Source organism: Nonomuraea gerenzanensis (assembly GCF_020215645.1).
Lineage (GTDB): Bacteria > Actinomycetota > Actinomycetes > Streptosporangiales > Streptosporangiaceae > Nonomuraea > Nonomuraea gerenzanensis.
This window is the reverse complement of the sequence record NZ_CP084058.1, coordinates 10,137,723-10,160,126: the sequence shown is the minus strand read 5'-3', so window position 1 is coordinate 10,160,126 and position 22,404 is coordinate 10,137,723. Positions and strand designations below refer to the sequence as shown.

General features: G+C 71.3%; 23 protein-coding genes and 1 tRNA gene. 13 read left to right on the top strand and 11 right to left on the bottom strand.

The window, feature by feature from the left end:
• The first annotated feature begins 116 nt into the window (after positions 1 to 116).
• On the top strand, positions 117 to 392 hold the full coding sequence (locus tag LCN96_RS47260; RefSeq protein ID WP_148442270.1) for a hypothetical protein: 276 nt from the start codon (positions 117 to 119) through the stop codon (positions 390 to 392).
• Between the two features lie 215 nt (positions 393 to 607).
• Here LCN96_RS47260 and LCN96_RS47255 read toward each other — a convergent pair whose 3' ends face one another.
• Together LCN96_RS47255 and LCN96_RS47250 are read right to left on the bottom strand one after the other, a co-directional pair.
• Positions 608 to 1,411, bottom strand: coding sequence for an FAD:protein FMN transferase (locus LCN96_RS47255; RefSeq protein WP_225268935.1), 804 nt, complete (start codon positions 1,409 to 1,411; stop codon positions 608 to 610).
• A 52-nt stretch (positions 1,412 to 1,463) separates the two neighbouring features.
• Positions 1,464 to 2,168: a ferredoxin reductase domain-containing protein gene (locus LCN96_RS47250; protein ID WP_225268934.1), complete on the bottom strand. Its 705-nt coding sequence runs from the start codon at positions 2,166 to 2,168 to the stop codon at positions 1,464 to 1,466.
• A 51-nt stretch (positions 2,169 to 2,219) separates the two neighbouring features.
• Here LCN96_RS47250 and LCN96_RS47245 point away from each other — a divergent pair, with 51 nt between their 5' ends.
• From LCN96_RS47245 to LCN96_RS47235, 3 genes are all read left to right on the top strand, one after another.
• On the top strand, positions 2,220 to 2,612 hold the full coding sequence (locus tag LCN96_RS47245) for an OsmC family protein (protein ID WP_225268933.1): 393 nt from the start codon (positions 2,220 to 2,222) through the stop codon (positions 2,610 to 2,612).
• Positions 2,613 to 2,862: 250 nt separating this feature from the next.
• Positions 2,863 to 3,789 (top strand): nucleoside hydrolase, encoded by a 927-nt coding sequence (locus LCN96_RS47240; protein ID WP_225268932.1) that lies wholly within the window; start codon positions 2,863 to 2,865, stop codon positions 3,787 to 3,789.
• Positions 3,790 to 3,833: 44 nt separating this feature from the next.
• Positions 3,834 to 3,910: transfer RNA gene (locus tag LCN96_RS47235), tRNA-Lys, on the top strand.
• 48 nt (positions 3,911 to 3,958) lie between these two features.
• Here the strand turns inward: LCN96_RS47235 and LCN96_RS47230 are convergent.
• Together LCN96_RS47230 and LCN96_RS47225 are read right to left on the bottom strand one after the other, a co-directional pair.
• On the bottom strand, positions 3,959 to 4,291 hold the full coding sequence (locus LCN96_RS47230) for a hypothetical protein (protein ID WP_225268931.1): 333 nt from the start codon (positions 4,289 to 4,291) through the stop codon (positions 3,959 to 3,961).
• A 69-nt stretch (positions 4,292 to 4,360) separates the two neighbouring features.
• On the bottom strand, positions 4,361 to 5,224 hold the full coding sequence (locus LCN96_RS47225) for a DUF4429 domain-containing protein (protein WP_225268930.1): 864 nt from the start codon (positions 5,222 to 5,224) through the stop codon (positions 4,361 to 4,363).
• Positions 5,225 to 5,273: 49 nt separating this feature from the next.
• Between LCN96_RS47225 and LCN96_RS47220 the strand changes: the two genes are divergently transcribed.
• Entirely contained in the window at positions 5,274 to 5,858 is a 585-nt protein-coding gene (locus LCN96_RS47220) for an HD domain-containing protein (RefSeq protein WP_225268929.1), read from the top strand.
• Positions 5,859 to 5,953: 95 nt separating this feature from the next.
• On the opposite strand, the gene LCN96_RS47215 is transcribed toward LCN96_RS47220, so the two are convergent.
• A complete protein-coding gene (locus tag LCN96_RS47215; protein ID WP_225268928.1) occupies positions 5,954 to 6,664 on the bottom strand; it encodes a FadR/GntR family transcriptional regulator in 711 nt (236 codons plus the stop codon).
• A 136-nt stretch (positions 6,665 to 6,800) separates the two neighbouring features.
• Here LCN96_RS47215 and LCN96_RS47210 point away from each other — a divergent pair, with 136 nt between their 5' ends.
• From LCN96_RS47210 to LCN96_RS47190, 5 genes are read left to right on the top strand one after another with little or no spacing between them, the layout of a single operon-like run.
• On the top strand, positions 6,801 to 8,405 hold the full coding sequence (locus LCN96_RS47210; protein WP_225268927.1) for an ABC transporter substrate-binding protein: 1,605 nt from the start codon (positions 6,801 to 6,803) through the stop codon (positions 8,403 to 8,405).
• The gene (locus LCN96_RS47205) at positions 8,402 to 9,361 is read left to right on the top strand and encodes an ABC transporter permease (protein WP_225268926.1); all 960 of its coding nucleotides are present in this window, start codon (positions 8,402 to 8,404) and stop codon (positions 9,359 to 9,361) included. The genes LCN96_RS47210 and LCN96_RS47205 overlap by 4 nt, the downstream gene beginning before the upstream one ends.
• Positions 9,358 to 11,295: a dipeptide/oligopeptide/nickel ABC transporter permease/ATP-binding protein gene (locus LCN96_RS47200; protein WP_225268925.1), complete on the top strand. Its 1,938-nt coding sequence runs from the start codon at positions 9,358 to 9,360 to the stop codon at positions 11,293 to 11,295. Before LCN96_RS47205 ends, LCN96_RS47200 begins: the two co-directional genes overlap by 4 nt.
• The gene (locus LCN96_RS47195) at positions 11,288 to 12,277 is read left to right on the top strand and encodes an oligopeptide/dipeptide ABC transporter ATP-binding protein (protein WP_225268924.1); all 990 of its coding nucleotides are present in this window, start codon (positions 11,288 to 11,290) and stop codon (positions 12,275 to 12,277) included. The genes LCN96_RS47200 and LCN96_RS47195 overlap by 8 nt, the downstream gene beginning before the upstream one ends.
• On the top strand, positions 12,274 to 13,179 hold the full coding sequence (locus tag LCN96_RS47190) for a dihydrodipicolinate synthase family protein (RefSeq protein ID WP_225268923.1): 906 nt from the start codon (positions 12,274 to 12,276) through the stop codon (positions 13,177 to 13,179). The genes LCN96_RS47195 and LCN96_RS47190 overlap by 4 nt, the downstream gene beginning before the upstream one ends.
• A 55-nt stretch (positions 13,180 to 13,234) precedes the next feature.
• On the opposite strand, the gene LCN96_RS47185 is transcribed toward LCN96_RS47190, so the two are convergent.
• The 5 genes from LCN96_RS47185 to LCN96_RS47165 form a co-directional block, all read right to left on the bottom strand.
• Positions 13,235 to 14,893, bottom strand: coding sequence for a catalase (locus LCN96_RS47185; RefSeq protein WP_225268922.1), 1,659 nt, complete (start codon positions 14,891 to 14,893; stop codon positions 13,235 to 13,237).
• Positions 14,894 to 14,969: 76 nt separating this feature from the next.
• A complete protein-coding gene (locus LCN96_RS47180) occupies positions 14,970 to 15,344 on the bottom strand; it encodes a BlaI/MecI/CopY family transcriptional regulator (RefSeq protein WP_225268921.1) in 375 nt (124 codons plus the stop codon).
• Positions 15,345 to 15,382: 38 nt separating this feature from the next.
• Positions 15,383 to 16,429 (bottom strand): serine/threonine-protein kinase, encoded by a 1,047-nt coding sequence (locus LCN96_RS47175; RefSeq protein WP_225268920.1) that lies wholly within the window; start codon positions 16,427 to 16,429, stop codon positions 15,383 to 15,385.
• An 84-nt stretch (positions 16,430 to 16,513) separates the two neighbouring features.
• Positions 16,514 to 17,494 (bottom strand): sugar kinase, encoded by a 981-nt coding sequence (locus LCN96_RS47170; protein ID WP_225268919.1) that lies wholly within the window; start codon positions 17,492 to 17,494, stop codon positions 16,514 to 16,516.
• Positions 17,491 to 18,246: an IclR family transcriptional regulator gene (locus tag LCN96_RS47165; RefSeq protein WP_225268918.1), complete on the bottom strand. Its 756-nt coding sequence runs from the start codon at positions 18,244 to 18,246 to the stop codon at positions 17,491 to 17,493. The genes LCN96_RS47170 and LCN96_RS47165 overlap by 4 nt, the downstream gene beginning before the upstream one ends.
• 118 nt (positions 18,247 to 18,364) lie before the next feature.
• Between LCN96_RS47165 and LCN96_RS47160 the strand changes: the two genes are divergently transcribed.
• From LCN96_RS47160 to LCN96_RS47150, 3 genes are read left to right on the top strand one after another with little or no spacing between them, the layout of a single operon-like run.
• Positions 18,365 to 19,609 (top strand): extracellular solute-binding protein, encoded by a 1,245-nt coding sequence (locus LCN96_RS47160; protein ID WP_225268917.1) that lies wholly within the window; start codon positions 18,365 to 18,367, stop codon positions 19,607 to 19,609.
• The gene (locus LCN96_RS47155) at positions 19,606 to 20,487 is read left to right on the top strand and encodes a carbohydrate ABC transporter permease (protein WP_225268916.1); all 882 of its coding nucleotides are present in this window, start codon (positions 19,606 to 19,608) and stop codon (positions 20,485 to 20,487) included. The genes LCN96_RS47160 and LCN96_RS47155 overlap by 4 nt, the downstream gene beginning before the upstream one ends.
• Entirely contained in the window at positions 20,484 to 21,299 is an 816-nt protein-coding gene (locus LCN96_RS47150; protein ID WP_225268915.1) for a carbohydrate ABC transporter permease, read from the top strand. Before LCN96_RS47155 ends, LCN96_RS47150 begins: the two co-directional genes overlap by 4 nt.
• Here the strand turns inward: LCN96_RS47150 and LCN96_RS47145 are convergent.
• Complete coding sequence (locus LCN96_RS47145; protein WP_225268914.1) at positions 21,270 to 22,370, bottom strand: winged helix DNA-binding domain-containing protein; 1,101 nt, start codon at positions 22,368 to 22,370, stop codon at positions 21,270 to 21,272. The genes LCN96_RS47150 and LCN96_RS47145 overlap by 30 nt on opposite strands.
• Positions 22,371 to 22,404 lie beyond the last annotated feature (34 nt).

The following is a 22,404-nucleotide window of genomic DNA, read 5'->3' as shown; positions in this document are numbered from 1 at the left end:
ACTTGAGATCAGTACTCGATAGAGGGCGCAGTCACTACGATGCCCGGCCGTCACTGTCCGTAGTCCCGGTTATCGTCGGCCCAACGAGGGAACAGGCGTGCAGGGGAGGGAGCGAAATGGACGCGAACGGGCTCGAGTCGCTGCCGGCCAACGAGTTGCACGAGAGAGCGGTGCGGTATGCCGTGCGGCACGGGGACCTGGGGTTCCTGTGGGAGCTGCTGAAGGTCATCCCGGCCGCCGAGGCCGCCAGCGGTCACGCCAACGAGACCGCCAACGACCTCAGCAAGGTGTCCGCTCTGCTCAGTGACGCCATCGCGGCGGGTGAAGGCAAGCTGGGTGAGGCGTTGCGGCCGGTCTACATCGACTACCTGCGTAAACATCCCGACGCCTAGCGCCGGCGCGCGCCCGTCCGGGCGGCAGGCCCTCCTTCGCCGGCTGCGGCAGGAGCGGCCCGCCGCCCGGACGGCGCTTGCCGGGGCCTGGAGGCGCTCGCACAGCGCTGCGCCACGGTGCGCGCGGCGTCCGCAGCGGGCGGCGCCACCGCAGTACGCGGGGTGGCCGTAGCGCGCGGCGCGATCGCAGTGCGCGTGCGGCGCGGTGCAGGCAGTCAGCCCGCCAAACGTGCCGCTGCCCCGCTGTGGTCGAGGAACCCGGGCGTGACAACCTCCTGCCCGTCCTTGAGGACGATCATGGTCTCGTACGCCCGGGCCCGCGCCAGCTCGGCGGCGAAGCGGCGCCCCCGCGCCGGCCCCATGGCGTGGACGGCCGTGGCGTAGGCGTCGGCCGCGCCGAGGTCGGGCCCGAGGACGGTGACCGAGGCCAGCCCGTCCACGACCTGCCCCGTGTGCGGGTCGACGACCGGGGAGCCGCCCGAGGTGGCGATGCCCAGGTCGTGGGCGAAGACGACCTTGCGGACGGTGCCCGAGTGCGGGTCGCGGACGCCGATGCGCCAGGGCCTGCCGGGGGCCGAGGAGCCGCGTACCCGGATGTCGTCGCCCGAGGTGATGCGGTGGTCGCCGGCGCCGGCGTTGGACAGGGCGCGGGACAGGCGCTCCAGTGCCCAGCCCCTGATGTAGCCGGACGGGTCGGTGACGCCGCCGATGCGGGGCTCGAACCAGCCGCCGGTGGCCTCGCTCAGCTCGGCGCAGCGGTGCAGGACCTCGACGAGCTCCGGGATCTGCTCGATGGTCCCGCCGCGGTTGAGGCGGGCGATCTGGCTGTCGGGCCGGGCCGGGTCGAAGGTGTCGTCCACCCAGCGCAGCCAGGCGAACGCGTCGTCGAGCAGCGGGGTCAGCTCGCGGGCCGGCAGGGCCGTGCGGATGTCCACGCTGACGGGCCTGCCCATGACCAGCTCGACTCGGGCGCTGCCTGGGAACGCCGTCGTGGACTGGGCGATCTGAGAACTCGTCACCTTGCCTCCTTGTCGCTGGGATCCACGCTGTCAGGTGAGGCGTATGGTGGGCCTAAACCTTTTGCCCGGATTTGAAATGAATCTGTGACTTGGGGATCGCCAGGCGTGACAGCGCGCCCGCGACGTACCGCTTGAACTGCCGCGGACCGGCCACGACCACCTCGCGCTCGGCGATGTCGGGGATCTGGCGGCTCAGGCCGGAGGCGCTCACCCGCTCCTTGACCCGGGGGTCGTGCTCGTCGCCCACCACGAGGATCAGGCGGTAGCGGGTCTCCAGCTCGCGCAGCTCGTCGGTGACCCGGTCCGTACGGTAGACGGCCACGGTGTCGGCCGCGCCGGCCAGGCGTTCGCGCAGCGAGCGCGGGTCGAGCCCCGTGGCGATGAGCAGGGCCGGCCTGCTCCCGTCGTCGGGGACCCGGTGGCTCCAGACGACCATCACGGCCGCCATCGCGTACAGCAGCATCGAGCCCACCCGGCTGAGGCTGGTCACGTGGGCCGTGGAGCTGAACTGGTGGGCCACCAGCAGCGCGCCGGCGAGGTAGCCGCCGAGCCGCAGGCGCTGCCTGGCCTCCTCGGTGCGCAGGTAGGCGGCGGCCTTGACGCTGAGGAAGCCCAGCGCCACGAGCAGCGCCGCGGCCGCATAGGCAGCCGGGGACCAGGGGTAACCGAAACCAGGCCCGATCGCGCCGAACTCGGCCACCGCGACCCCGCTCCAGAAGAGGATCGGGCCCTGATGAACATTCACCTCGCTAGCCATGGCTTCACGATGCTGAACGAACATTAAAGGTTCCTGAGTAGGGTCTGAAACATGGCTAACGTACGTGTCGAGCGGACTGAAGAGGGCGGATTCCGGGCCACCAACGCCCGTGGCGCCGAGGTGCTCATCGGCGGCGGCGACGAGGACGGGGTGTTCACCCCCGTCGAGTTGCTGCTGGCGGCGGTGGGCGGGTGCAACATCGTGACCGTCGAGCCGCTCACCGCCAAGCGCGGGCATCGCCTGGTGCGGCTGGCGATGACGGTGCAGGCGGAGAAGGTCGAGTCGAACAAGCTCGGGCCGGTGACGATCACGTACGACGTGGAGTTGCCCTCCGAGGAGGCCGACGAGGTGTTCAGGGCGGTGGCCGGGCGGGTGCACGAGAAGTACTGCACGGTCAGCCGGTCGCTGGAGGAGGGCACAGAGGTGCGGTTGGAGCTTCCGTAGGCGGATAAGACAGATATTCGACCCCGTTATGACGCGAGCGTTGCATTCGTCTCGGTAGCGTTGTAGCAGGTCAGGAGCTCAGCAACTGACCGAAGGACCTTCACCGATGCGGACGCGGAGGGGGACCGCGGTTCGCAAGTGCGGGACCGCCGGCGCTTTTGGGGGAAAGCGCCGGCCTGGACCGCCAGTGATCGGGCCGGGCAGCTTTGGGGGAACTGCCCGGCCCGATCCATGCGTATCCTCCGGTTTTGTGAAGAAAGTTCTCATCGACTGCGACCCCGGCATCGACGACGCGCTCGCCCTGGCCCTGGCGGCCGGCTCCGCCGACTCCCTCGACGTCGTCGGCGTGACCACGGTGGGCGGCAACGTCGACCTCGACTTGACCACGGCCAACGCGCTGGCGCTGCGGGAGTTCCTCCGGATGGGCGACGTGCCCGTGACGCCGGGCAGCGCGGGCGCGCTGCTGCGCCGCACGGTCCGGGCCACCGCCGTGCACGGCACCACCGGGCTGGGCGACGTGGTGCTGCCCATGCCGGAGCGGGGGCCGTCCGAGGGTCATGCGGTCGACTTCATCGTGGAGACGCTGAAGGCCGCCCCCGGCGAGATCACGCTGGTGGCCGTGGGCCCGCTGTCGAACCTCGCCCTGGCCGTACGCCGCGAGCCGCGCGTCGTGGAGTGGGCCCGTGACCTGGTCATCATGGGCGGCTCCTACACCCGCGGCAACCACAACCCGGCGGCCGAGTTCAACATGCTGGCCGACCCGGAGGCGGCGGCGATCGTGTTCGAGGCCGGGTGGACGGTCACGATGCTCGGCCTGGACGTGACGCTCAAGGCCACGGTGACCTCGGACGTGCTGGACCGGATGCGGCCGCTCGGCCGGCTGGCCGACCTGCTGGTGCCCGCCGCGCAGTTCTACGGGGTGGTCTCGGCGGAGGGCGGCCCGGCCATCCACGACGCGTGCGCGGTGGCGTACGTGCTGGACCCGACGCTGTTCACCTGCGTGCCGGCCGTGGTGAACGTGGAGACGGCGGGGGAGTTCACCCGCGGCATGACCGTGACCGACTTCAGGGTGGCGGGCCGGGAGGCGAACGCGCTGGTGGCGACGGCCGTGGACGTGCCCGCGTTCTGGGACCTGGTGATCGGGGCGTACGAGAAGCTGGCCACCAGGCTGGGCTGACCCGGCGCGACCACTGCCTGGCGGCTGATAGAGTTTCTCTTGTTGCGCCGCTAGCTCAGTTGGTCAGAGCAGCTGACTCTTAATCAGCGGGTCCGGGGTTCGAGTCCCTGGCGGCGCACCACCACTGACAAGGGCACCGTCCACCGACGGTGCCCTTCGTCTTTCCCGCTCAGGCGGGTCGCTCGTCCACGCCGACGGCGCCGACCCCGCTGGTGAAGATGCCGCCGCAGTAGCCCTGCGACTCGCCGTAGCCGCCCGGCGGGAGCGTCACCCACTCGCCCACCACGTCCGGCGCCCGGCCGCAGACGACCACGGCCCGGAAGATCCAGGTCTGGCCCGTGGGGTTGCTGCAGGCGGCGATGCCGAGGTCATTGTCGGCGGCGTGCACGAAGGTCTCGCACCTGAGCACCGTCGCCGCCGCCGACGCCGACGACGGCAGCCCCGCCGACACGAGCGCGAAGGCCGCCCCGACCGCGGCCGCCGCCATGTGTGTTCTTCCCATCCTCGCCCCTCCCGCGATGTCACTGTGCGTGGTCGAGCGTACGCAAGAAGTGGCGCCGGGAAAAGGGGATTACGGCTCCTGGAGCCGCCGGATCATCGCCTGCTTGGCCGTGGCGAACTCCTCGTCCGTCAGCACCCCCGAACGGTGCAGCTCGCCCAGCTCCGCCAGCCGGCGCAGGACGGCGTCGTGCACGTCGTCGGCACCAGGCGCGGGAGCGGCGGGCAGCTCCGGCTGCTCGCGCGGCAGGCGGGCCAGCACGGCCGCGGCGACCAGGACCGTCGCGCCGCCGAAGCGCTGGATGCCCCAGGACACGCAGCGCAGGTCCTTCTGCGGCGGCTTGGCGCTCGGCGCCTCGCCCTTGATCCGGAAGCGCAGCGTGCCGTAACCCATGCCGGACTGCGGCTTCCACTCCACGCCGCAGATGTCGGACAGCGGGAACTCCTGCGGGCCCGCCTTCTCCTTCTCCGTGGCGGCCCATCCGGACCACTCCAGCCGGACGCGCTCGCCGTCGAAGAACGCCGCGCCGTCGCCGGCCGAGGCCGTGATGGGCACGTCGGGGACGGGCAGCAGGTAGTCGTCGCAGGGCCCGCTGGGCGTCTGGTAGACGGTCAGGGTGTCGCGGATCTCGTCGGCGAAGTACTCGGCCGCGCCCACCCGGCCCTTCGGCACGGCCAGCCGGTACGGGTCGGCGGGCGGCCCCAGCGCCCCGGCGGCCACGTCGAACAGCGCGTCGGCCCCCTTGCGCAGCCGTAAGCGGAGGTGGCCGCCCTTGCGCGCGGGCTCGAAGGCCACGCCGGCGATCGCCTCCAGCGGCACCCGCACCTCGCCCAGTGTCCGGCGCAGCTCGTCGATGTCCTTGCCGCTTCCGGGGACGATCCGCAGCAATTCCCCATTGAACGTCCATGACCCGTCTGGGACAGCGATCTCGGCCATATTCTCAGCCTAGGACACGCTCGCGGCACCACCCATGCGAAGGAGCGGGATGCAGATCTTCACGAGCTGGCCGTCCTGGGCGCACGCGGAAGGCCCGCTGAGCCGGGCGCTCCCGGCGCCCACCGTGGCCTCCCTCCGCGACGCGTTCGTCTTCGCCCGGCGCATGCACGGGCTGCAGCAGCGGCCGACCGGCAGGCCGTACGTCGAGCACCTGCTGGAGGCGCTGGAGGTGGCGGTCTCCGGCGCGGGGCTGAGCGAGCGGGAGGTGCTGGTCGCGATCGTGCTGCACGACGTGCTGGAGGACACGCCGTGCACCGAGGGTGAGATCGCGCGGCGCTTCGGGCCCGAGGTGGCGGCGCTCGTGCGGTGGGTGAGCAAGCCGGTCGGCGGCTCGAAGGCCGACTACCTGGCCGCGCTGCTCAAGGCGCCGCCCCGGGCCGTGCTGGTGAAGCTGTCGGACCGGGTGAGCAACGTGCAGGAGCTGCACCGGATGACGTGGCGGTTCCAGCGGCGCTACTACCTGGAGACCGTGGCGCACATCATGCCGCTGGCCGGGGCGCACCCGTGGTTCGCCGAGTGGTTCACCGAATGGCGCCTGCGGTGGCAGCGCGTGGAGCGCTGGCCGGGGTCCTGAGTGCGCCCCCCTCCTGCGCGCGCCTGCCTCCTGCGCGCCCGCCCCCAGCGCGCGCCCGCGTCCCGAGCGTGCCCCGCCTCTCGGAAGCGCCGCGGTCAGCCGCCGATGCGGGCCGTGCGGTTGCGTACGCCCTCGAAGTGCGCGTGCACGGCGGCCACGGCGGCGTCCCCGTCGCCCTTGAGCACGGCGGTGTAGATGTCGCGGTGCCGCCTGGCCACGTCGGCGGGCGGCTCGTCGGGCGCGCCGAGCGCGTCGCGGAGCTGGTAGTAGACGTCCCAGAAGGCTCCCAGGAGCTGGCTGACCAGGGGGTTGCCGAGCGGCCGGTAGAGGAGGTCGTGGAAGAGGCGGTCGGTCTCGGGGGAGACCAGCCCGGCCTGCGCCTCGCTCTCCATCCTGGCCATGACGTCGGCGACCGGCGTGAGGTCCACCTCGGGGCCCAGCTCGATCAGGCGCTGCACGAGCCCGCTCTCCAGCAGCTCGCGGATCTCGACCAGGTGGGCCAGGTGGTTGGCGCCGTTCTGGAGCGTGATGCGGCTGTGGAAGGTCAGCTCGTCCACCAGCCCGGCCAGCGACATGCGGCCCACGAACATGCCGAAACCGTGGCGGATGTCCACGATGCCCACCGCCTGCAGGGCCTTCAGCGCCTCCCGGATCGAGTTGCGGCTGACCTGCAGCTCCTCCATGAGCTCCGACTCGGTGGGGAGGGGGTCGCCCGCCACTAGCCCGCGTCTGACGATGAGGTCCTTGACGCCCTCCTGGGCCTCGACGGCGCGGCTCGGGCGCGCCGGACGCGGGACTGTGGTCATGAAGAATCCTTTCATCACAGGTAACAATCCGGAAATCTTCCGTTGACCTCAAGCCGTGTGGGCAATTAGCGTCCACTTTACGCACATCGTAGGACATGGGATGTCCCACGTCCTATCCCCTCTTCAGGAGGCAACCGTGAGCTCTGAGTTCAGTCGCCGCGACTTCCTGCGTTACAGCGGGGCGACCGGTGCGGCGGCGTTCATCGCGGCCACGCTCTCCGCTTGTTCCGGAGGCCCGGCCTCGACCGGCTCGGTCGGCGCCGGCACCAACAAGGACCTGATCACCGCCGTCATCGGCTACGGCAACGACCAGAGCTGGGACCCGACGCAGACCGCCTCGGCCTTCGCCATGGCCGGCATCAACCACGTCTACGAGGGTCTGCTGGACACCGACCCCATCACGCGCGAGCCCTACCCCGCGCTCGCCACCGCGCTGCCCGCCGACCCCAACGCGACCACCTGGAAGTTCACGCTCAGGGACGGCGCCAAGTGGCACGACGGGCAGCCCGTCACAGCCGACGACGTGGTGTTCACCTTCGAGCGCATCCTCGGCCCCGACAACGTGCTGGCCGGCAACTTCTTCAAGTCCTGGCTGAAGGAGGTGAAGAAGGTGGACGACAGGAACGTGGAGCTGGTCTTCAAGTTCCCCTTCCCCGACGCGGCACCGCGGCTGACGATCGCCAAGATCATGCCCAAGCACGTCTTCAGCCAGGCCGGAGCCTGGGACCAGGCCAAGGGCGGCAAGGCGGTGGGCTCGGGGCCGTACCGGCTGGCCGCGCACAACCCCAAGTCGAACACCTCCTTCGAGGCGTTCGACGGCTACAACGGGCCGCGGCCCGCCACGGTCGAGAAGATGAACTGGCTGACGATCGTGGACGCCGCCGCCCGGGTGGCCAAGATCTCCGGCGGCTCCGCCGAGGCGCAGATCGCCGACAACATCCCGTACGCCAACGTCGAGCAGCTCAAGCAGCAGGGGCTCACGGTCGAGGGCGGCAAGGGCATGAACCACCTGTTCCTGATGTTCAACACGGCCACCAAGCCGTTCGACGACGTCCGCGTGCGCCAGGCCCTGCACTACGCCATCGACAAGCAGAAGATGATCGACGTGGCGCTCAAGGGCCACGGCACCGCCTCCAGCTCCTTCCTCAACGAGGGCCACCCCGACCACAAGCGGGCCTCGGTCGTCTACGACTACGACCCGGACAAGGCCAAGGCGCTGCTGAAGGAGGCCGGCGTCAGCGACCTGACGATCAACCTCATGGCCGTCAACGTGAGCTGGATCGCCGACTGCCTGCCCACCATCGCCTCCTCCTGGGAGGCCGTCGGCATCAAGACGACGCTGGAGCCGCAGGACACGGCCGCCCTGTTCACGAAGATGGACCAGTTCCAGGAGTACCAGGTCGTCGCGGCGGCCTCGAACCCCAACCAGTTCGGCATGGACGCCGACCTGATCCTGCACTACAACTACGTGCCCGGCGGCCTGTGGATGAAGTACGCCCACTGGGACGGCACCGAGGACGCCGAGAAGCTGTTCGCGATGATGGACGAGGCCGCCAAGGAGACGGACGCGGCCCAGCGCACGGAGCTGATCCACAAGTACCTGGACTTCGTGGCCGAGCAGGCCATCCTCTACCCGGTCGTGCACAACGAGCTGATGACCGCGTGGGACCCGAAGAAGCTGTCCGGCATCCGCGCCCAGCCGTACCCGGGCATCAACCTGCTGCAGGCCAAGAGGACATGACGCTCGTCGCCCGGATGCTGCTGCGGCGGCTCCTCATCCTGATCCCGCTGGTGCTCGGCGTGATCGCGTTCGTGTTCGTCGTCATGCGTTTCTCCGGCGTCAAGCCGGAGTACGCCTACTTCCAGGGCGCGAACCCGACCCCCGAGCAGATCCGTCAGTTCCAGCTCGAGAACGGCCTGCTGGACCCGCTCCCCGTCCGGTACGTGCGCTTCGTCGCCGACCTGGCCCAGGGCGACCTGGGCACCAGCGTGCTGACCAGGAAGCCGGTCATCGAGTCCGTGACGACCGCGCTGCCGCTGACGCTGCAGCTCACGTTCCTCGGCCTGGCCGTGGCCGTGGTGCTGTCGCTGGTGTTCGGCGTGACGGCGGCGCTGTTCCGCGATCGGTGGCCCGACCAGGTGATCCGCATGGTGTCGCTGATCGGGGTGGCGGCTCCGGCGTTCTGGCTGGCGCTGCTGATGATCCAGTGGCTGGCCGTCGGCGAGGGGCTCTTCCCGACCGGCGGCTACATCAACCCGGCCGACTCGCTCTCCGGGTGGCTGGTGTCGATGACGCTGCCCGCCCTGTCGCTGTCGCTGCCGATCGCCGCCCAGCTCACCCGCATCATCCGCACCTCGATGGTGGAGGAGCTGGACCGCGACTACGTCCGCACCGCGATCGGCAGCGGCCTGCCGATGATCGTGGTCGTCGGCCGGAACGTGCTGCGCAACGCCCTGATCAACCCGCTGACCGTGCTCGGCCTGCGCATCGGCTACCTGATCGGCGGCACGGTGGTGATCGAGACGATCTACGGGCTGCCCGGCATGGGCCAGCTCATGATCAACGCGGTGCGCGACGGCGACCCGGCCGTCGTCCAGGGCGTGGTGCTGACCATCGCGGTCGGCTTCATGGTCGTCAACCTGGTCGTCGACATCCTGTACCTGCTGGTCAACCCTCGCCTCAGGAGCGCCACATGAGACGTGGTCTGACGGAACGCCTGTCCAGGCCCGGCGGTGTCGGCTTCCGCCGGCTGAAGCCGCTGTCGTGGGTGTCGGTCGGCATCATCGCGGTGGTCGTGCTGGCCGCGGTGCTGGCGCCGTGGATCGCGCCGCACTCGCCGTACTTCCAGGAAGCGGCGGGCGGTGGGCCGTCGGCCGAGCACTGGATGGGGCTCGACAGCGCCAACCGCGACATCCTGTCCAGGCTGCTGTACGGGGCCCGCTGGTCGCTGATCATCGGCCTCGGCGCGACCGGCCTGGCCCTGCTGGCCGGGGCGATCATCGGCGCCCTCGCCGCCACCTCCCGCAGGGCCGTGGACGAGACGCTCATGCGCATGCTCGACGTCATCATGGCCTTCCCCGGCATCGCGCTGGCCGCGGTGCTCGTGGCCGTGTTCGGCGGCAGCATCCCGGTGCTGGTCATGGCCATGGCCTTCCTCTACATGCCGTCCGTGGCCCGCGTCGTACGGGCCAACGTGATCGCCCAGTACGGCGAGGACTACGTGGCGGCCGAGCGCGTCATCGGCGCCCGCACGCCGCACATCGTCATCAGGCACGTCGTGATCAACTGCGCCGCGCCGGTGCTGGTGTTCTGCACGGTGATGGTGGCCGACGCGATCGTGTTCGAGGCGTCGCTGTCGTTCATCGGCGCCGGTGTGCGCCCGCCGAACCCGTCCTGGGGCAGCGTCATCGCCGACGGCAAGAACCTGGTGCTGCTCGGCGGCTGGTGGGCCACCGTCTTCCCCGGCCTGCTCATCCTGCTCACCGTGCTGGCGCTGAACATCGTGTCCGAGGGCATCTCCGACGCCTGGGCCGCCCCGGCGGCGCGCAAGGCGCGGGTCCGCACGGACGACGACGCGTTCGAGCAGGCCCAGCCCGGCTCCGGCGAGGTCGTCGAGCTGCCCGGCCTGGAGGAGGCCGCGCGCAGGCTGGCCGAGCGGGCCCGCCCGCTGCCGCAGGGCCCGCCGATCCTCGCCGTCGAGCGGCTGCGGATCGGGTTCACCGAGGGTGTGGACATCGTGGACGGCATCGGCTTCGAGGTGCGTCCCGGCGAGGTGCTCGGCCTGGTCGGCGAGTCCGGCTGCGGCAAGTCGCTGACCGCGCTGACCATCATGGGCCTGCAGCCCCGCGACGCCCGCGTCAGCGGCCACGTCCGCTTTGACCAGCGGGAGCTGCTCGCCGAGTCCAGGAGGGCGCGGCGCCGCCTGCTCGGCCACGAGATGGCGATGATCTACCAGGACGCCCTGTCGTCGCTGAACCCGGCCATGACCATCAAGGCCCAGCTCAAGCAGCTCACCCGGCGCGGCGGCCGGCGCACCCCCGCCGAGCTGCTCGAACTCGTCGGCCTCGACGCCCGCCGCACCCTGTCGGCCTACCCGCACGAGCTGTCGGGCGGCCAGCGGCAGCGCGTGCTGATCGCGATGGCGCTCTCGCGCGAGCCCAAGCTGATCGTCGCCGACGAGCCCACCACCGCGCTCGACGTGACCGTGCAGGCGCAGGTCATCGAGCTGCTGCTGAAGCTGCGCGCGGAGCTGGGGTTCGCGCTGATCCTCGTCTCGCACGACCTGGCGCTGGTGGCCGACGTGACCGACCGCGTGGTCGTCATGTACGGCGGCCAGATCGTCGAGACCGGCGTCACCGCGTCCCTGGTCGGCAGGCCCGCCCACCACTACGCCCGCGGCCTGCTCGGCTCGGTGCTGTCGCTGGAGTCGGGGGCCGAGCGGCTCACCCAGATCCGCGGCGTGGTGCCCGCGCCGGCCGACTTCCCGCCCGGCTGCCGCTTCGCCGACCGGTGCCCGATGGCCACGGAGGTGTGCCGTACCGACAAACCGGTCCTGGAAGGGGACGCCAAGCACCAGGTGGCCTGCCACCACCCGGCCCAGACGCTGGTGAGGAGCGAGCAGCATGCTTGAGCTGAAGGACGTGCACGTCGTGCACAAGGCCCGCTCGGGCGGCCTGTTCGGGCGCGACCGCGTGTACGCGCTGACCGCCGCGAACCTCACCGTGCACCCCGGCGAGACGGTCGGCGTGGTGGGGGAGTCGGGCTGCGGCAAGTCCACGCTGGCCAAGGTGCTCGTCGGGCTGCAGCGGCCGACCGCGGGCACCGTGACCTTCCGCGGCCGTGACCTGTGGCGGATGAAGGAGGCCGAGCGGCGCGAGGCGGTCGGCACCGGCGTGGGGATGATCTTTCAGGACCCCTCCACCGCGCTCAACCGGCGGCTGCCCGTCAGGCAGGTGCTGCGCGACCCCCTCGACGTGCACCGCCGCGGCACCCCCGCCCAGCGCGACGCCCGCGTGCGCGAGCTGCTCGACCTCGTCGGGCTGCCCGCCGGCGCGGCTGACGCGCTGCCCGGCCAGCTCTCCGGCGGCCAGCGCCAGCGCGTGGCCGTGGCCAGGGCGCTGGCGCTCGAACCCGGCCTCGTCGTGGCCGACGAGCCGACCAGCGCGCTCGACGTGTCGGTGCGGGCGCAGATACTCAACCTGCTGCTGGACCTGAAGGAGCGGCTCGGGCTGGCGCTGGTGTTCGTCTCGCACGACATCCAGACGGTGCGCAGGATGAGCGACCGCGTGGTCACCATGTATCTGGGCAGGATCGTGGAGCGGACGCCCGCTCAGTCGGTGCCGCTCGGCGCGCGGCATCCGTACACCCGGGCGCTGTTCTCCGCCACGCCGGGGCTGATCTCGCCGATCAACCCGATCCCGCTGGTGGGGGTCGTCCCGTCGGCCACCAGGCCGCCGAGCGGCTGCCCGTTCCGCACGCGGTGCTGGCGGGCCGACGACGTCTGCGCCGCCGAGATGCCCGAGGCGACGGCCGAGGGCGATCACCTGTTCCACTGCCACCATCCGGTGGCGGCCGGGGCGACCGACATTGAACTGATCCAGGAGCGAGTATGAGGCTGTCCGGTGTGATCCCTCCGGTGTGCACCCCCATGACCCCTGACTACGAAGTGGACACGGCTTCACTGGTGCGGCTGGTGGACCACCTGATCGACGGCGGTGTGGACGCGCTGTTCGTGCTGGGCTCCTCCTCCGAGGTGGCGTACCTGACGGACGCGCAGCGGCGGACGGTGCTGGACACCGTGGTCGGGCACGTGGGCGGCCAGGTGCCGGTGCTGGCCGGGGTGATCGACATGACCACGCCCCGGGTGCTCGAACACGCCCGGGTTGCGGTGGGCGCCGGGGCGTCGGGACTGGTGGTGACGGCGCCGTTCTACACGCGGACGCATCCCGAGGAGATCCGCACCCACTTCAGGACGGTCGCCGCCCGGGCGGGCCTGCCCGTCTACGCCTACGACCTGCCGGTCTCCGTGCACACCAAGCTCAGCGCCGAGCTGGTGCTGGAGCTGGCCGGCGAGGGGGTGCTGGCCGGGCTGAAGGACTCCAGCGGCGACGACGGCGGCCTGCGCGCGGTCGTCCTGGGCCGCGAGGCGCCGTTCAGCGTGCTCACCGGGTCGGAGGTGACGGTCGACTCCGCGTTGTGGATGGGAGCCGACGGCGTGGTGCCGGGTCTGGGCAACGTGGACCCGCAGGGGTACGCCGAGCTGTACCGCTGCGCCTCCCGGGGAGACTGGGAGGCGGCCAGGGCGGAGCAGGAGCGCCTGGTCAGGCTGTTCGAGATCGTCTACGTCGGCGGCGGCCGCATGGGTGGCAGCTCGTCGGGGCTCGGGGCGTTCAAGGCCGCGCTGCACCTGCGCGGCATCATCGACTGCCCCGTCACTGCGCTGCCGCAGATCCCGCTGAACGAGGACGAGGTCGGCCGGATCGGCAAGCTGCTGGCCGCCGCCGGGCTGTTGTGATCAGGCGGGACTCACGAGCCGGGCCGCGTCCTCGGCGCCGTCTCCGAGCGGGCGGTCAGCGGCCGGCGTGGGCCGCCCGCTCGTTCGGGACGCAGTGCGTCATCCGCAGGCCGGCGACGTCGCGGGGGCCGTTCCTGCCCAGCTTGGACAGCCGGTCGCGGTCCTCCTCCGTCAGGTCCTGGCTCTGCAGTGGCGCCAGCCCCGCCACGTCGTCCGGCGTGATGCCCAGCCCCTCGCCGACGCGCAGGCCCAGGTCGTCCTCGGCGAGCAGGAAGTGCCAGACCATGCGCTCCTGGATCGGGCGGTCGCACTGCTTGAGATTGGCGACGAGGTTGGTGACGAGGTCGTCGCGCTCCCACTCCTCCATGAGCAGGTAGCGCTGCCCGGCCTGGACGTAGTCGTTGGTGCGCGGGATGCGCTTGCGGGTGAGCCGGCCGGTGATGACCGGGCCCACCTCGTCCGGGTGCGGGTAGCGGGCCTCGCGCAGGCCGTCACGGAGCGAGGGCTCGTAGTTGATGTGCGGGCTCTCGCCGCCCGTGTCCACGACGTACGTCATCTGCCCGTCGCGCTGGTTGGTGCGGCAGGGCGCCTTGGTCTGGTTGACCGGGAGCTGCAGGTAGTTCGGGCCGACCCGGTAGCGCTGCGTGTCGCTGTAGGAGAAGGTCCGGCCGATCAGCATCTTGTCGTCGGAGAAGTCGAGCCCGTCCACCAGCACGCCGGTGCCGAACGCGGACTGCTCGTTCTCGGCGAACTGGTTGTCCACGTTCCTGTTCAGCACCAGCCTGCCGACGGGCAGCGCGGGGAAGTCGTTCTCCGGCCACACCTTGGTGTCGTCGAGCGGGTCGAAGTCCAGCTCGGGGTGCTCGTCGTCGGTCATGAGCTGGACCAGCAGCTCCCACTCCGGGTGCTCGCCGCGCTCGATCGCGTCGTGCAGGTCCTTGGTGGCGTGGCCGAGGTCGTGCGCCTGCACGGCCGCCGCGTCCGCCTCGGTCATGCTGCGTACGCCCTGCTTGGGCATCCAGTGGTACTTCACCAGGAACGACTGGCCGTCCTGGTTGACCCACTTGTAGGTGTTCACCCCGAAGCCCTGCATGTGCCGGTAGTCGGCCGGGATGCCGCGCGGGCTGAACAGGTTGACCAGCATGTGGATGCACTCCGGTGTCTGCGACATGAAGTCGAAGATCCGGTTCGGGTCCTGCCGGAAGGTGACCGGGTCCGGCTTGAGCGCGTGGATGACGTCGGGGAACTTGATCGCGTCCCTGATGAAGAAGACGGCCAGGTTGTTGCCGACCAGATCCCAGTTGCCGTCCTCGGTGTAGAACTTGATGGCGAAGCCGCGCGGGTCGCGGGCGGTCTCGGCCGAGTCGCGCCCGCCGATCACGGTGGAGAAGCGCACGGCGACGTCGGTGCGCAGGCCCTCCTGCTGGAAGAGCTTGGCGCGGGTGTAGCGGCCGATGGGCTCGTCGCCGAGCTTGCCGTACGCCTCGAAGTAGCCGTAGCTGAGCGTGCCCCTGGCGTGCACCACGCGCTCGGGGATGCGTTCCCGGTCGAAGTGGCTGATCTTCTCCAGGAACTGGTAGTTCTCCAGCGTCGCCGGGCCGCGCGGGCCGACCGTACGCTGGTTCTGGTTGTCGTAGACCGGGTGGCCCTGCCGGTTGGTGAGCACCCCGCGCCGATCGTCAGGCTGCGAACCCATGCCCGAGACGTCTGTCATCGCACCGTTCCTTCCCCCGGACGAGACCTTCCCCTCCGGCCATCAAGACCGCAGGGCGAACGGGCAAAGGTTGCGCCTACGGGCGGCGGCTGCCGGGCGGCACGACCTGGAGCGCGGTCTCCAGGGCGGTGGCCTCCTCCGGGGTGAGGCGCTCCAGGAAGTGCACGAGGGTGGCGGCCTGGTTGCCGCTGGCGGCCAGCGCGTGCCGCATCAGCTCGGCGGTGTAGGCCTCCTTGGTGGCGATCGGCTCGTAGACGTAGGCGCGGCCGACCGGCTCGCGCCTGAGCAGGCCCTTGGTGTGCAGCTTGTCCATCACGGTCATGACCGTGGTGTAGGCGATCTCGCGCTCCGTACGCAGGTCATCGAGCACGTCACGGACGGAGGCGGGCCTGCGGTAGGACCACATCCTGTCCATGATCGTGGATTCGAGCTCACCGAGGGGGCGCTTCATGCCCCACATGGTAAGGGCTGAGCCCTGATCGGCATCCCCTACTGGGAATCGCTCTCCAGGGCGATCCTGGCCAGCCACGCCGCCGCCTCGTCGGCCGGCAGGATGCGCTCCAGGCGGATGGTGCCGGGCATCATCGGGTAGCGCCTGCCGGGGCTCCACGACCGCTCGTACGGCGGCGGGTCCAGCACGACCACCCGCACCCCGTCGAGCTGCGGGATGTCGGCGGGCACGCCCTCGTTCCAGATCCACTTGCCGTAGGCGTCCACCAGGTTGAACTGCCCGTGCACCGGGCCGTCCTCGGGGTCCACGTCGCCGTCCGAGGCGCCCATGACCCACTCGGGCTCCGGCTGCACGCCCTCGATCAGGCCGTGCTCGGCAGGGCCGCTCACCACGTCCGCCAGCAGGGTGTGCAGCTGGAAGTTGTCGCCGATCCCGCCGATGACGACCTCGTAGCCGCGGCGCTCCCGCCGGTGCAGGACGATCAGGTGCTCGCCCTCCAGCACGGAGAGCAGGCCGGCCAGCCACTCCAGGTCGCCGCGGTCCTCGATGACCGCCGTCAGGGCCGCGACCAGGCGCTCGCGGCTCGGCAGCGCGGCACGCAGCTCGGGCGAGAGCTGCAGGATGGACAGGACCGGCATCTGCGCCATGTAGAGGCTCGCCCACGCGTCGGCCAGCGCGAACGCCTCCTGCTCCGGCAGGCCGGTCAGGCGGCCGGCCGCGCTCGGCACCCAGGCCGGGTCGTCGTCGTCAGGCTCGGGCGGGGCCTCGCCGGTGGCCGACCGCCAGGCCGCGGCGAACCGCGCCGACTGCTCCAGCAGCCCGACCAGCTGGTCCACGAGGGGCGCGCCCAGCGGGACGGGGTCGGCGCCGCGCTCCGCCAGCGCGCCCGCCACGATGCCGAGGCGGGCGCCGATGCCGGGCGGGACGAGGTCGAAGACCGTGCCGAACCGGGCGGCCACGGCCGACAGGGTCGCCCTGTCGGTGTGCTCCGTCGCCGCGTAGAGCTGGGAGGCGTGCTCGAAGAGCCGGTCGGGATCGCGGTCGGTGGCCGCCTGCAAGAGCGCGTCGAGATGATGATCGAGCATTCCGGCAGGCTACGACATATCGGGACTCGGTGGGATGTTGATGGGCCGGACGGCGGGCCGCGTGCGCCGCCGCTCGTGCGGTGGTCAGCGGCTGACGCCGTCGGCGGGGGTGCGGAGCAGGTCGAGGTCGGCGCGGCGGGGCAGGCTCTCCCAGTCGCCCTGGCTGGTGACCGCGAACGCCCCGGCCGCGCACGCAGTGGCCAGCCGCCGCTCGGGCTCGGCCCCCGCCAGCCAGTCGGCCAGCCAGCCCGCCGCGAAGGCGTCGCCGGCGCCCACCGAGTCGACCTCCGTCACCCGGTACGGCTCCGCCCGCAGCACGACGCCGCCGGACAGCTCCAGCGCCCCCTGGGCGCCGAACTTGAGCAGCACGTGCCGCGGCCCCAGCCCCGCCAGCGCCCCTGCCAGCTCCTCGGCCCCCTCGACGTCGGCGATCAGCCGGCCCTCCGCCTCGGTCGCGAACAGCACGTCCACCTCGCCGGCCACCTCCCGCAGCCACTTCCCCGCCTCCTGCGGCGTCCACAGCGCCCGCCGGTAGTTGACGTCGAGCGAGACGGTCACCCCGGCCTCGCGCGCCACGCCGATGGCGTGGCCCACGGCCTCGCGCGCCGAGGCGGAGAGCGCGGGCGTGATGGCGGAGACGTGCAGCACCTTGGCCGAGCGGATGAGGCCGGGGTCGAGGTCGGCGGGGCTTAGCCGGGAGCCCGCGCTGTCCTTGCGGTAGTACCGCACGTCGATGAGGTCGGCCGTGCGCCTGCCCTTGATCATCAGGCCGGTGGGCGCGGCCGGGTCGGGGATCGCGTGCGTGCGCACGCCCTCGCCGGTGAGCGTGGCCCTGATCAGGTCGCCGAACTCGTCGGCACCCACCCGGCCGATCCACGTCGCGTCGTGGCCGAGCCGGGCCACGCCGATCGCCACGTTGGACTCGGCGCCGCCCAGGCCCAGGTCGAAGTCACGGGCGAAACGCATCGGGCCCGTGCGGCGGGCCGCGAACAAGGCCATCGTCTCGCCGAACGTCACCAGCCCAGTCATCGGCTCGGTCATCGGCCCAGTCACCAGCTCAGTCATCGGCTCGTGCTCCCCAGCTTTCTTGAGATGCGGGCCGCCGCCCCGGCCACCAGCGGCCCCAGCTCCCGCACCCGCGCGGCGGTGATCCGCGAGGTGAGGCCGGAGACGGAGATGGCCGCGGCGACGGCGTCCTGGTGGTTGAAGATCGGCGCGGCGACGCAGCGCACCTCGGGCTCGTTCTCGCGGTCGTCCACGGCGTAGCCGCGGCGCCTGATGTGCGCCAGCTCCGCGCGCAGCCGCTCGGCGTCGGTGATCGTGTGCCTCGTCCTGGGCTCCAGGACGAGGCCGGCCAGCAGTTCCTCGGGCTGCCAGGCGAGGATGGCCTTGCCGACGGCGGTGCAGTGGACGGGGCCGCGGCTGCCGATCCGGGAGGCCATGCGCACGTTGGCCTCGTTCTCCACCTTGTCGATGTAGACGACGTGCGGGTGGTCGTGCACCACCAGGTGGACGGTCTCGCGCACCTCGCTCATCAGCCGGTGCGACTCCTCGGCCGCCACCGCCCGCAGGTCGAGCGTGGACAGGTAGGCCTGACCGAGCCGGAGCGTGCCGTGGCCCAGGCGGTAGACGCCGGTCCGGCGGTCACGGTCGAGGAGCTTGGCCTCGACGAGGGGCACGGTCAGCCGCAGCACGGTGCTCTTGGACAGGCCGACCGCCTCGGCGAGCTGGGTGAGTGTCAGGCCCGGGTGCTCGCGTACCTGGTCGAGCACGGTCAGCGCGCGCCTGAGCGAGGCGGACTGGTTGCGTTCCTGCACGCGGGCCACCCTACCGGCCGGCCCGCTCTGCAACATGTCGTTGTGCACTGCACAACAACCCGCGTGTTGACTTTCCGTCCGGTCCGCCGGTTCCTAGGGTCGCGCTCGGGAGGTAATAGTGAAGTTTCTTAACTATGTCGCCGCCGGCGCCGCCCTGCTCGCGCTGGCCGCCTGCGCCCCCTCGACCGCCCCCGCCACGGGCGGCGGCGACGAGAAGACCGGCACGCTGCGCGTCTGGCTCTACGACGAGCCGAACCGCGCTCCGAAGGAGAAGGTCGTCGCCGAGGCCGTCAAGGAGTTCACCGCCGCGCACGCCGGCGTCCAGGTCGAGGTGACCTACATCCCCACCACCCCCGCCCGCCACGAGAAGTTCAAGGGCGCCTTCAACGACCCGGCCAGCTCGCCCGACGTGGCCGAGTACGGCAACACCGACCTGGCCGAGTACGCCGCCGCCGGCGGCTTCGCCGAGCTGGACCTGGCGGGCAAGGACCTGACGCCGGCCCTGGTCGAGTCCGCCACCGTCAACGGCAAGCAGTACGGCCTGCCCTGGTTCATCGGCATCCGCGCCCTGTACTACCGCACCGACGTCTTCGAGGAGCTGAAGCTGGAACCGCCGGCGTCGATCGCCGAGCTGACCGAGACCGCCCGCACGATCCGGGCGAAGAAACCCGACCTGTACGGCATCGCCGTCGGCGGCGAGTACACCTTCGGCGCCCTGCCCTTCGTCTGGGACGCCGGCGGGGACATCACCGCCCTCGACTCGCCGGCCTCGCGCAAGGGCGTCAAGGCGTACACGGACCTGCTGACGGACGACATCTGCCCACCCTCGGCCTGCGTGTCGCTCACCGGTGGCAAGACCGTCGAACTGTTCGCCAGTGGCAAGGCCGCCATGGGCATCCTGGGCAACTTCAGCCGCTCCGCCGTGGACGCCGGGGCGGCGGCCGGCAAGTACGCGGTCGTCCCGCTGCCCGGCTCAGCCGAGGGCTCGATCGCGCCGGCCTTCGCCGGGGGCAACAACCTCGGCGTCATGAAGAACGCCGGGCACCGCACGCTGGCCGTGGAGTTCGTCGAGCTGCTGGGCGGCAAGGCGTACCAGACCAAGATGTACGAGGCCATGGGCAACCTGCCCACGCTCACCTCGGCGCGGGAGGAGCTGGCGGCCAAGGACCCGTTCCTGAAGCCGTTCCTCGACACGGTGGCCGGGGGCACGAAGTTCGTCCCGATCGACCCCGCCTGGGTGAAGATCGACAACGGCAAGGTCATCCCCACGATGCTGCAGAGGATCGCCACCGGGCAGGCCACCGTGGACGCCGCCACCACCGAGGCGGCCGCCGCCGTCAAGACGGCCTTCGGCCGCTCGTGAGAGCCGGGCTCGACCATCGGCCCTGGCTCTACCTGCTGCCCGCCGCGGCCGTGCTGGTGCCGCTGCTCGGCTACCCGCTCTACATGCTGGGCCTGCTGTCGGTCTTCGACTACCGGCAGGCCCAGGTCAGCGGCGGGCAGCCGAGCACGTTCGTCGGGTTCGGGAACTACGCGACGCTGCTGGGCGACGGCCGGTTCTGGGAGGTGCTGCTGCAGACGGTCGCCTTCGCGGCGGCGCTGGTGCTGGCCACGCTGGCGGTCGGGGCGGCGCTGGCGGTGCTGCTGACCCGCACCGGCCCCATCCCCCGGACGGCGCTGTCGCTGGCCGCGCTGGGCGCGTGGGCGGCGCCCGCGATGACCGGCTCCACCGTGTGGATGTTCCTGTTCGACGCCGACCTCGGGCTGGTCAACCAGGTGCTGGGGCTCGACGGGTTCAACTGGTTCTACGACCGCTGGGTCACCTTCCTCGTGGTCGGGGCGACGATCGTGTGGCACTCGTTCCCGCTGGTCATGCTCACGCTGTACGCGGGCATCCAGGCCATCCCCGGCTCGGTGCTGGAGGCGGCGGCGCTCGACGGGGCCTCGGCCTGGCACGCGTTCTGGAAGGTGATCGTGCCGATGCTGCGGCCCCTGATCGCGATCGTCGTCATCCAGTCGGTGATCTGGGACTTCAAGGTGTTCACCCAGATCTACGTGATGACCAACGGCGGCGGCGTGGCCGGGCAGAACACCGTGCTGAACGTGTACGCCTACCAGACCGCGTTCGGCTCCTCGGAGTACGGGCTCGGCTCGGCCATCGCCGTCGTCATGACGCTCGTGCTGCTGGCGTTCACCCTGCTCTACATCCGGGCGCTGCGACGCGGAGGAGAACGGCTGTGAGAAGGACCGTGCCGAACACCGTGGCCTGCGTGGTCGCGTTCCTGACCGCGTTCCCGCTGTACTGGATGGTGGTGTCGGCGCTCAAGCCCGACGGCGAGATCCAGTCGCTGGAGGTCAGGCCGTGGACCCTGCACCCGACCCTGGACAACTTCGCCAGGGTGCTGACCGGGGAGGGCTTCGGGCGTTACCTGCTCAACAGCGCGGGCGTGGCGCTGAGCGTGGTCGTGCTGTCGGCCGGGGTCGCCTTCCTCGCGGCCGTGGCGGTGACCAGGTTCAGGTTCCGGTTCAGGACGACCGTGCTGGTGATGTTCCTGATCGCGCAGATGGTGCCGGTCGAGGCGCTGACGATCCCGTTGTTCTTCGTGGTGCGGGACCTGGGGCTGCTGAACACGCTGGCCTCGCTGGTGCTGGTGCAGCTCGCGTTCACGCTGCCGTTCGCGATCTGGTTGATGCGCGGGTTCGTCGCCGCCGTGCCCGAGGCGCTGGAGGAGGCGGCGATGATCGACGGGGCCGGGCGGGCGACCGTGCTGTGGCGGATCCTGTTCCCGCTGGTCGCCCCCGGGCTGGTGGCGACCAGCGTGTTCTCCTTCATCACCGCGTGGAACGATTTCGTCTTCGCCAGGACCTTCATCATCTCGGCCAAGGACAACCAGACCCTGCCCGCGGCGCTGCTCGTCTTCTTCAAGCCGGACGAGAACGACTGGGGCGGGATCATGGCGGCCTCGACGCTGATGACGATCCCGGTGCTGATCTTCTTCGTCGCCGTGCAGCGGCGGCTGGTGTCAGGACTTGGAGGCGCCGTCAAGGACTGAGATCTCGTGCCGGTCGCCCGGGGCCAGGAGCTCCAGCAGCCGCCGGCCCTCCTCCTCGACCTCGTCCAGCACCTTGATCGGCTCCCACTGGTGCAGGTTCAGCGTGGAGACGCCCTTGGCGCGGGTGACCGTCCAGTCGCCGGCCGTCATCCCGTCCACCAGGATCACCCGGGGCACCACGTTCGTGCCCATGAAGCCCTGGATCGCCGCCGCCCCGGTGTCGCTGATCGCCCTGGAGCGGTCGGCGTAGGACAGGAAGAGGTTGTCGAAGTCGTACATGAGCCGCACCGGGGCGGGCACGTCCGCGCCCGGCCGGGGCGCGTCCGGCAGGTCGTAGAGGGTCCTGCCGTGCTCGTCCCTGAGCCTGACCAGGTCCATCGACTCGACCACCTCGCCCAGCCGGGTCAGCCCCGACCAGGTCTGCGCGTCCTGCACCGAGGCGGGCCCGAACGCGGCCAGATAGCGCCGCACCAGCTCGGCCGGCGTCATCGGCGGCACCTCGTAGCCGATCCAGGACTCCGCGCTGGTGTGCGCGACCGGGCCGCTCCTGCCCCACACGCCGCGCGGCGGCACCTGCACCAGCGGCACGAAGCAGCGCACCCCCTGGCCCAGCGCGTGCGGGTCGTGGTCCGGCCAGCGCTCGGCCAGCGCCCGCCCCAGGTCGGCGAACGTCATCGGCCGTTCCTCCAGCAGCGCCCGCCCCGCCGCCGCCAGCTCGCCGAGGTCCACGCCGGCCAGCCGCTTGCCGAACGTCGTGCGCGTCATGCGCTCGGTCACCGGCTGCAGCAGCGGCCGCATGGCCAGGCAGTCGCGGGCGGAGACCAGGTGAATGGTGGAGCGTTGCAGCGCGATGCGCACCAGCTCACGGGAGAGCAGCAGGTCGGCGGCCTGGGCGGGCTCGAACCCGGCGATGCGGGTCCACAGGCCGACGTACCAGGTGTGCGGGGTCTGCGCCTGCAGCCCGCCGAGCTGCTCCACGACCTCGATCACGGTGCGGTCGGTGCGGCGCAGCAGGTGCTGCCGCTCCAGCGTGGCCCGGTTGAGGGCCCTGCGGCTGATGAGGGGATCCATGACAGTAAAGGTAGGGGCTATTGCGGCCGGTCCC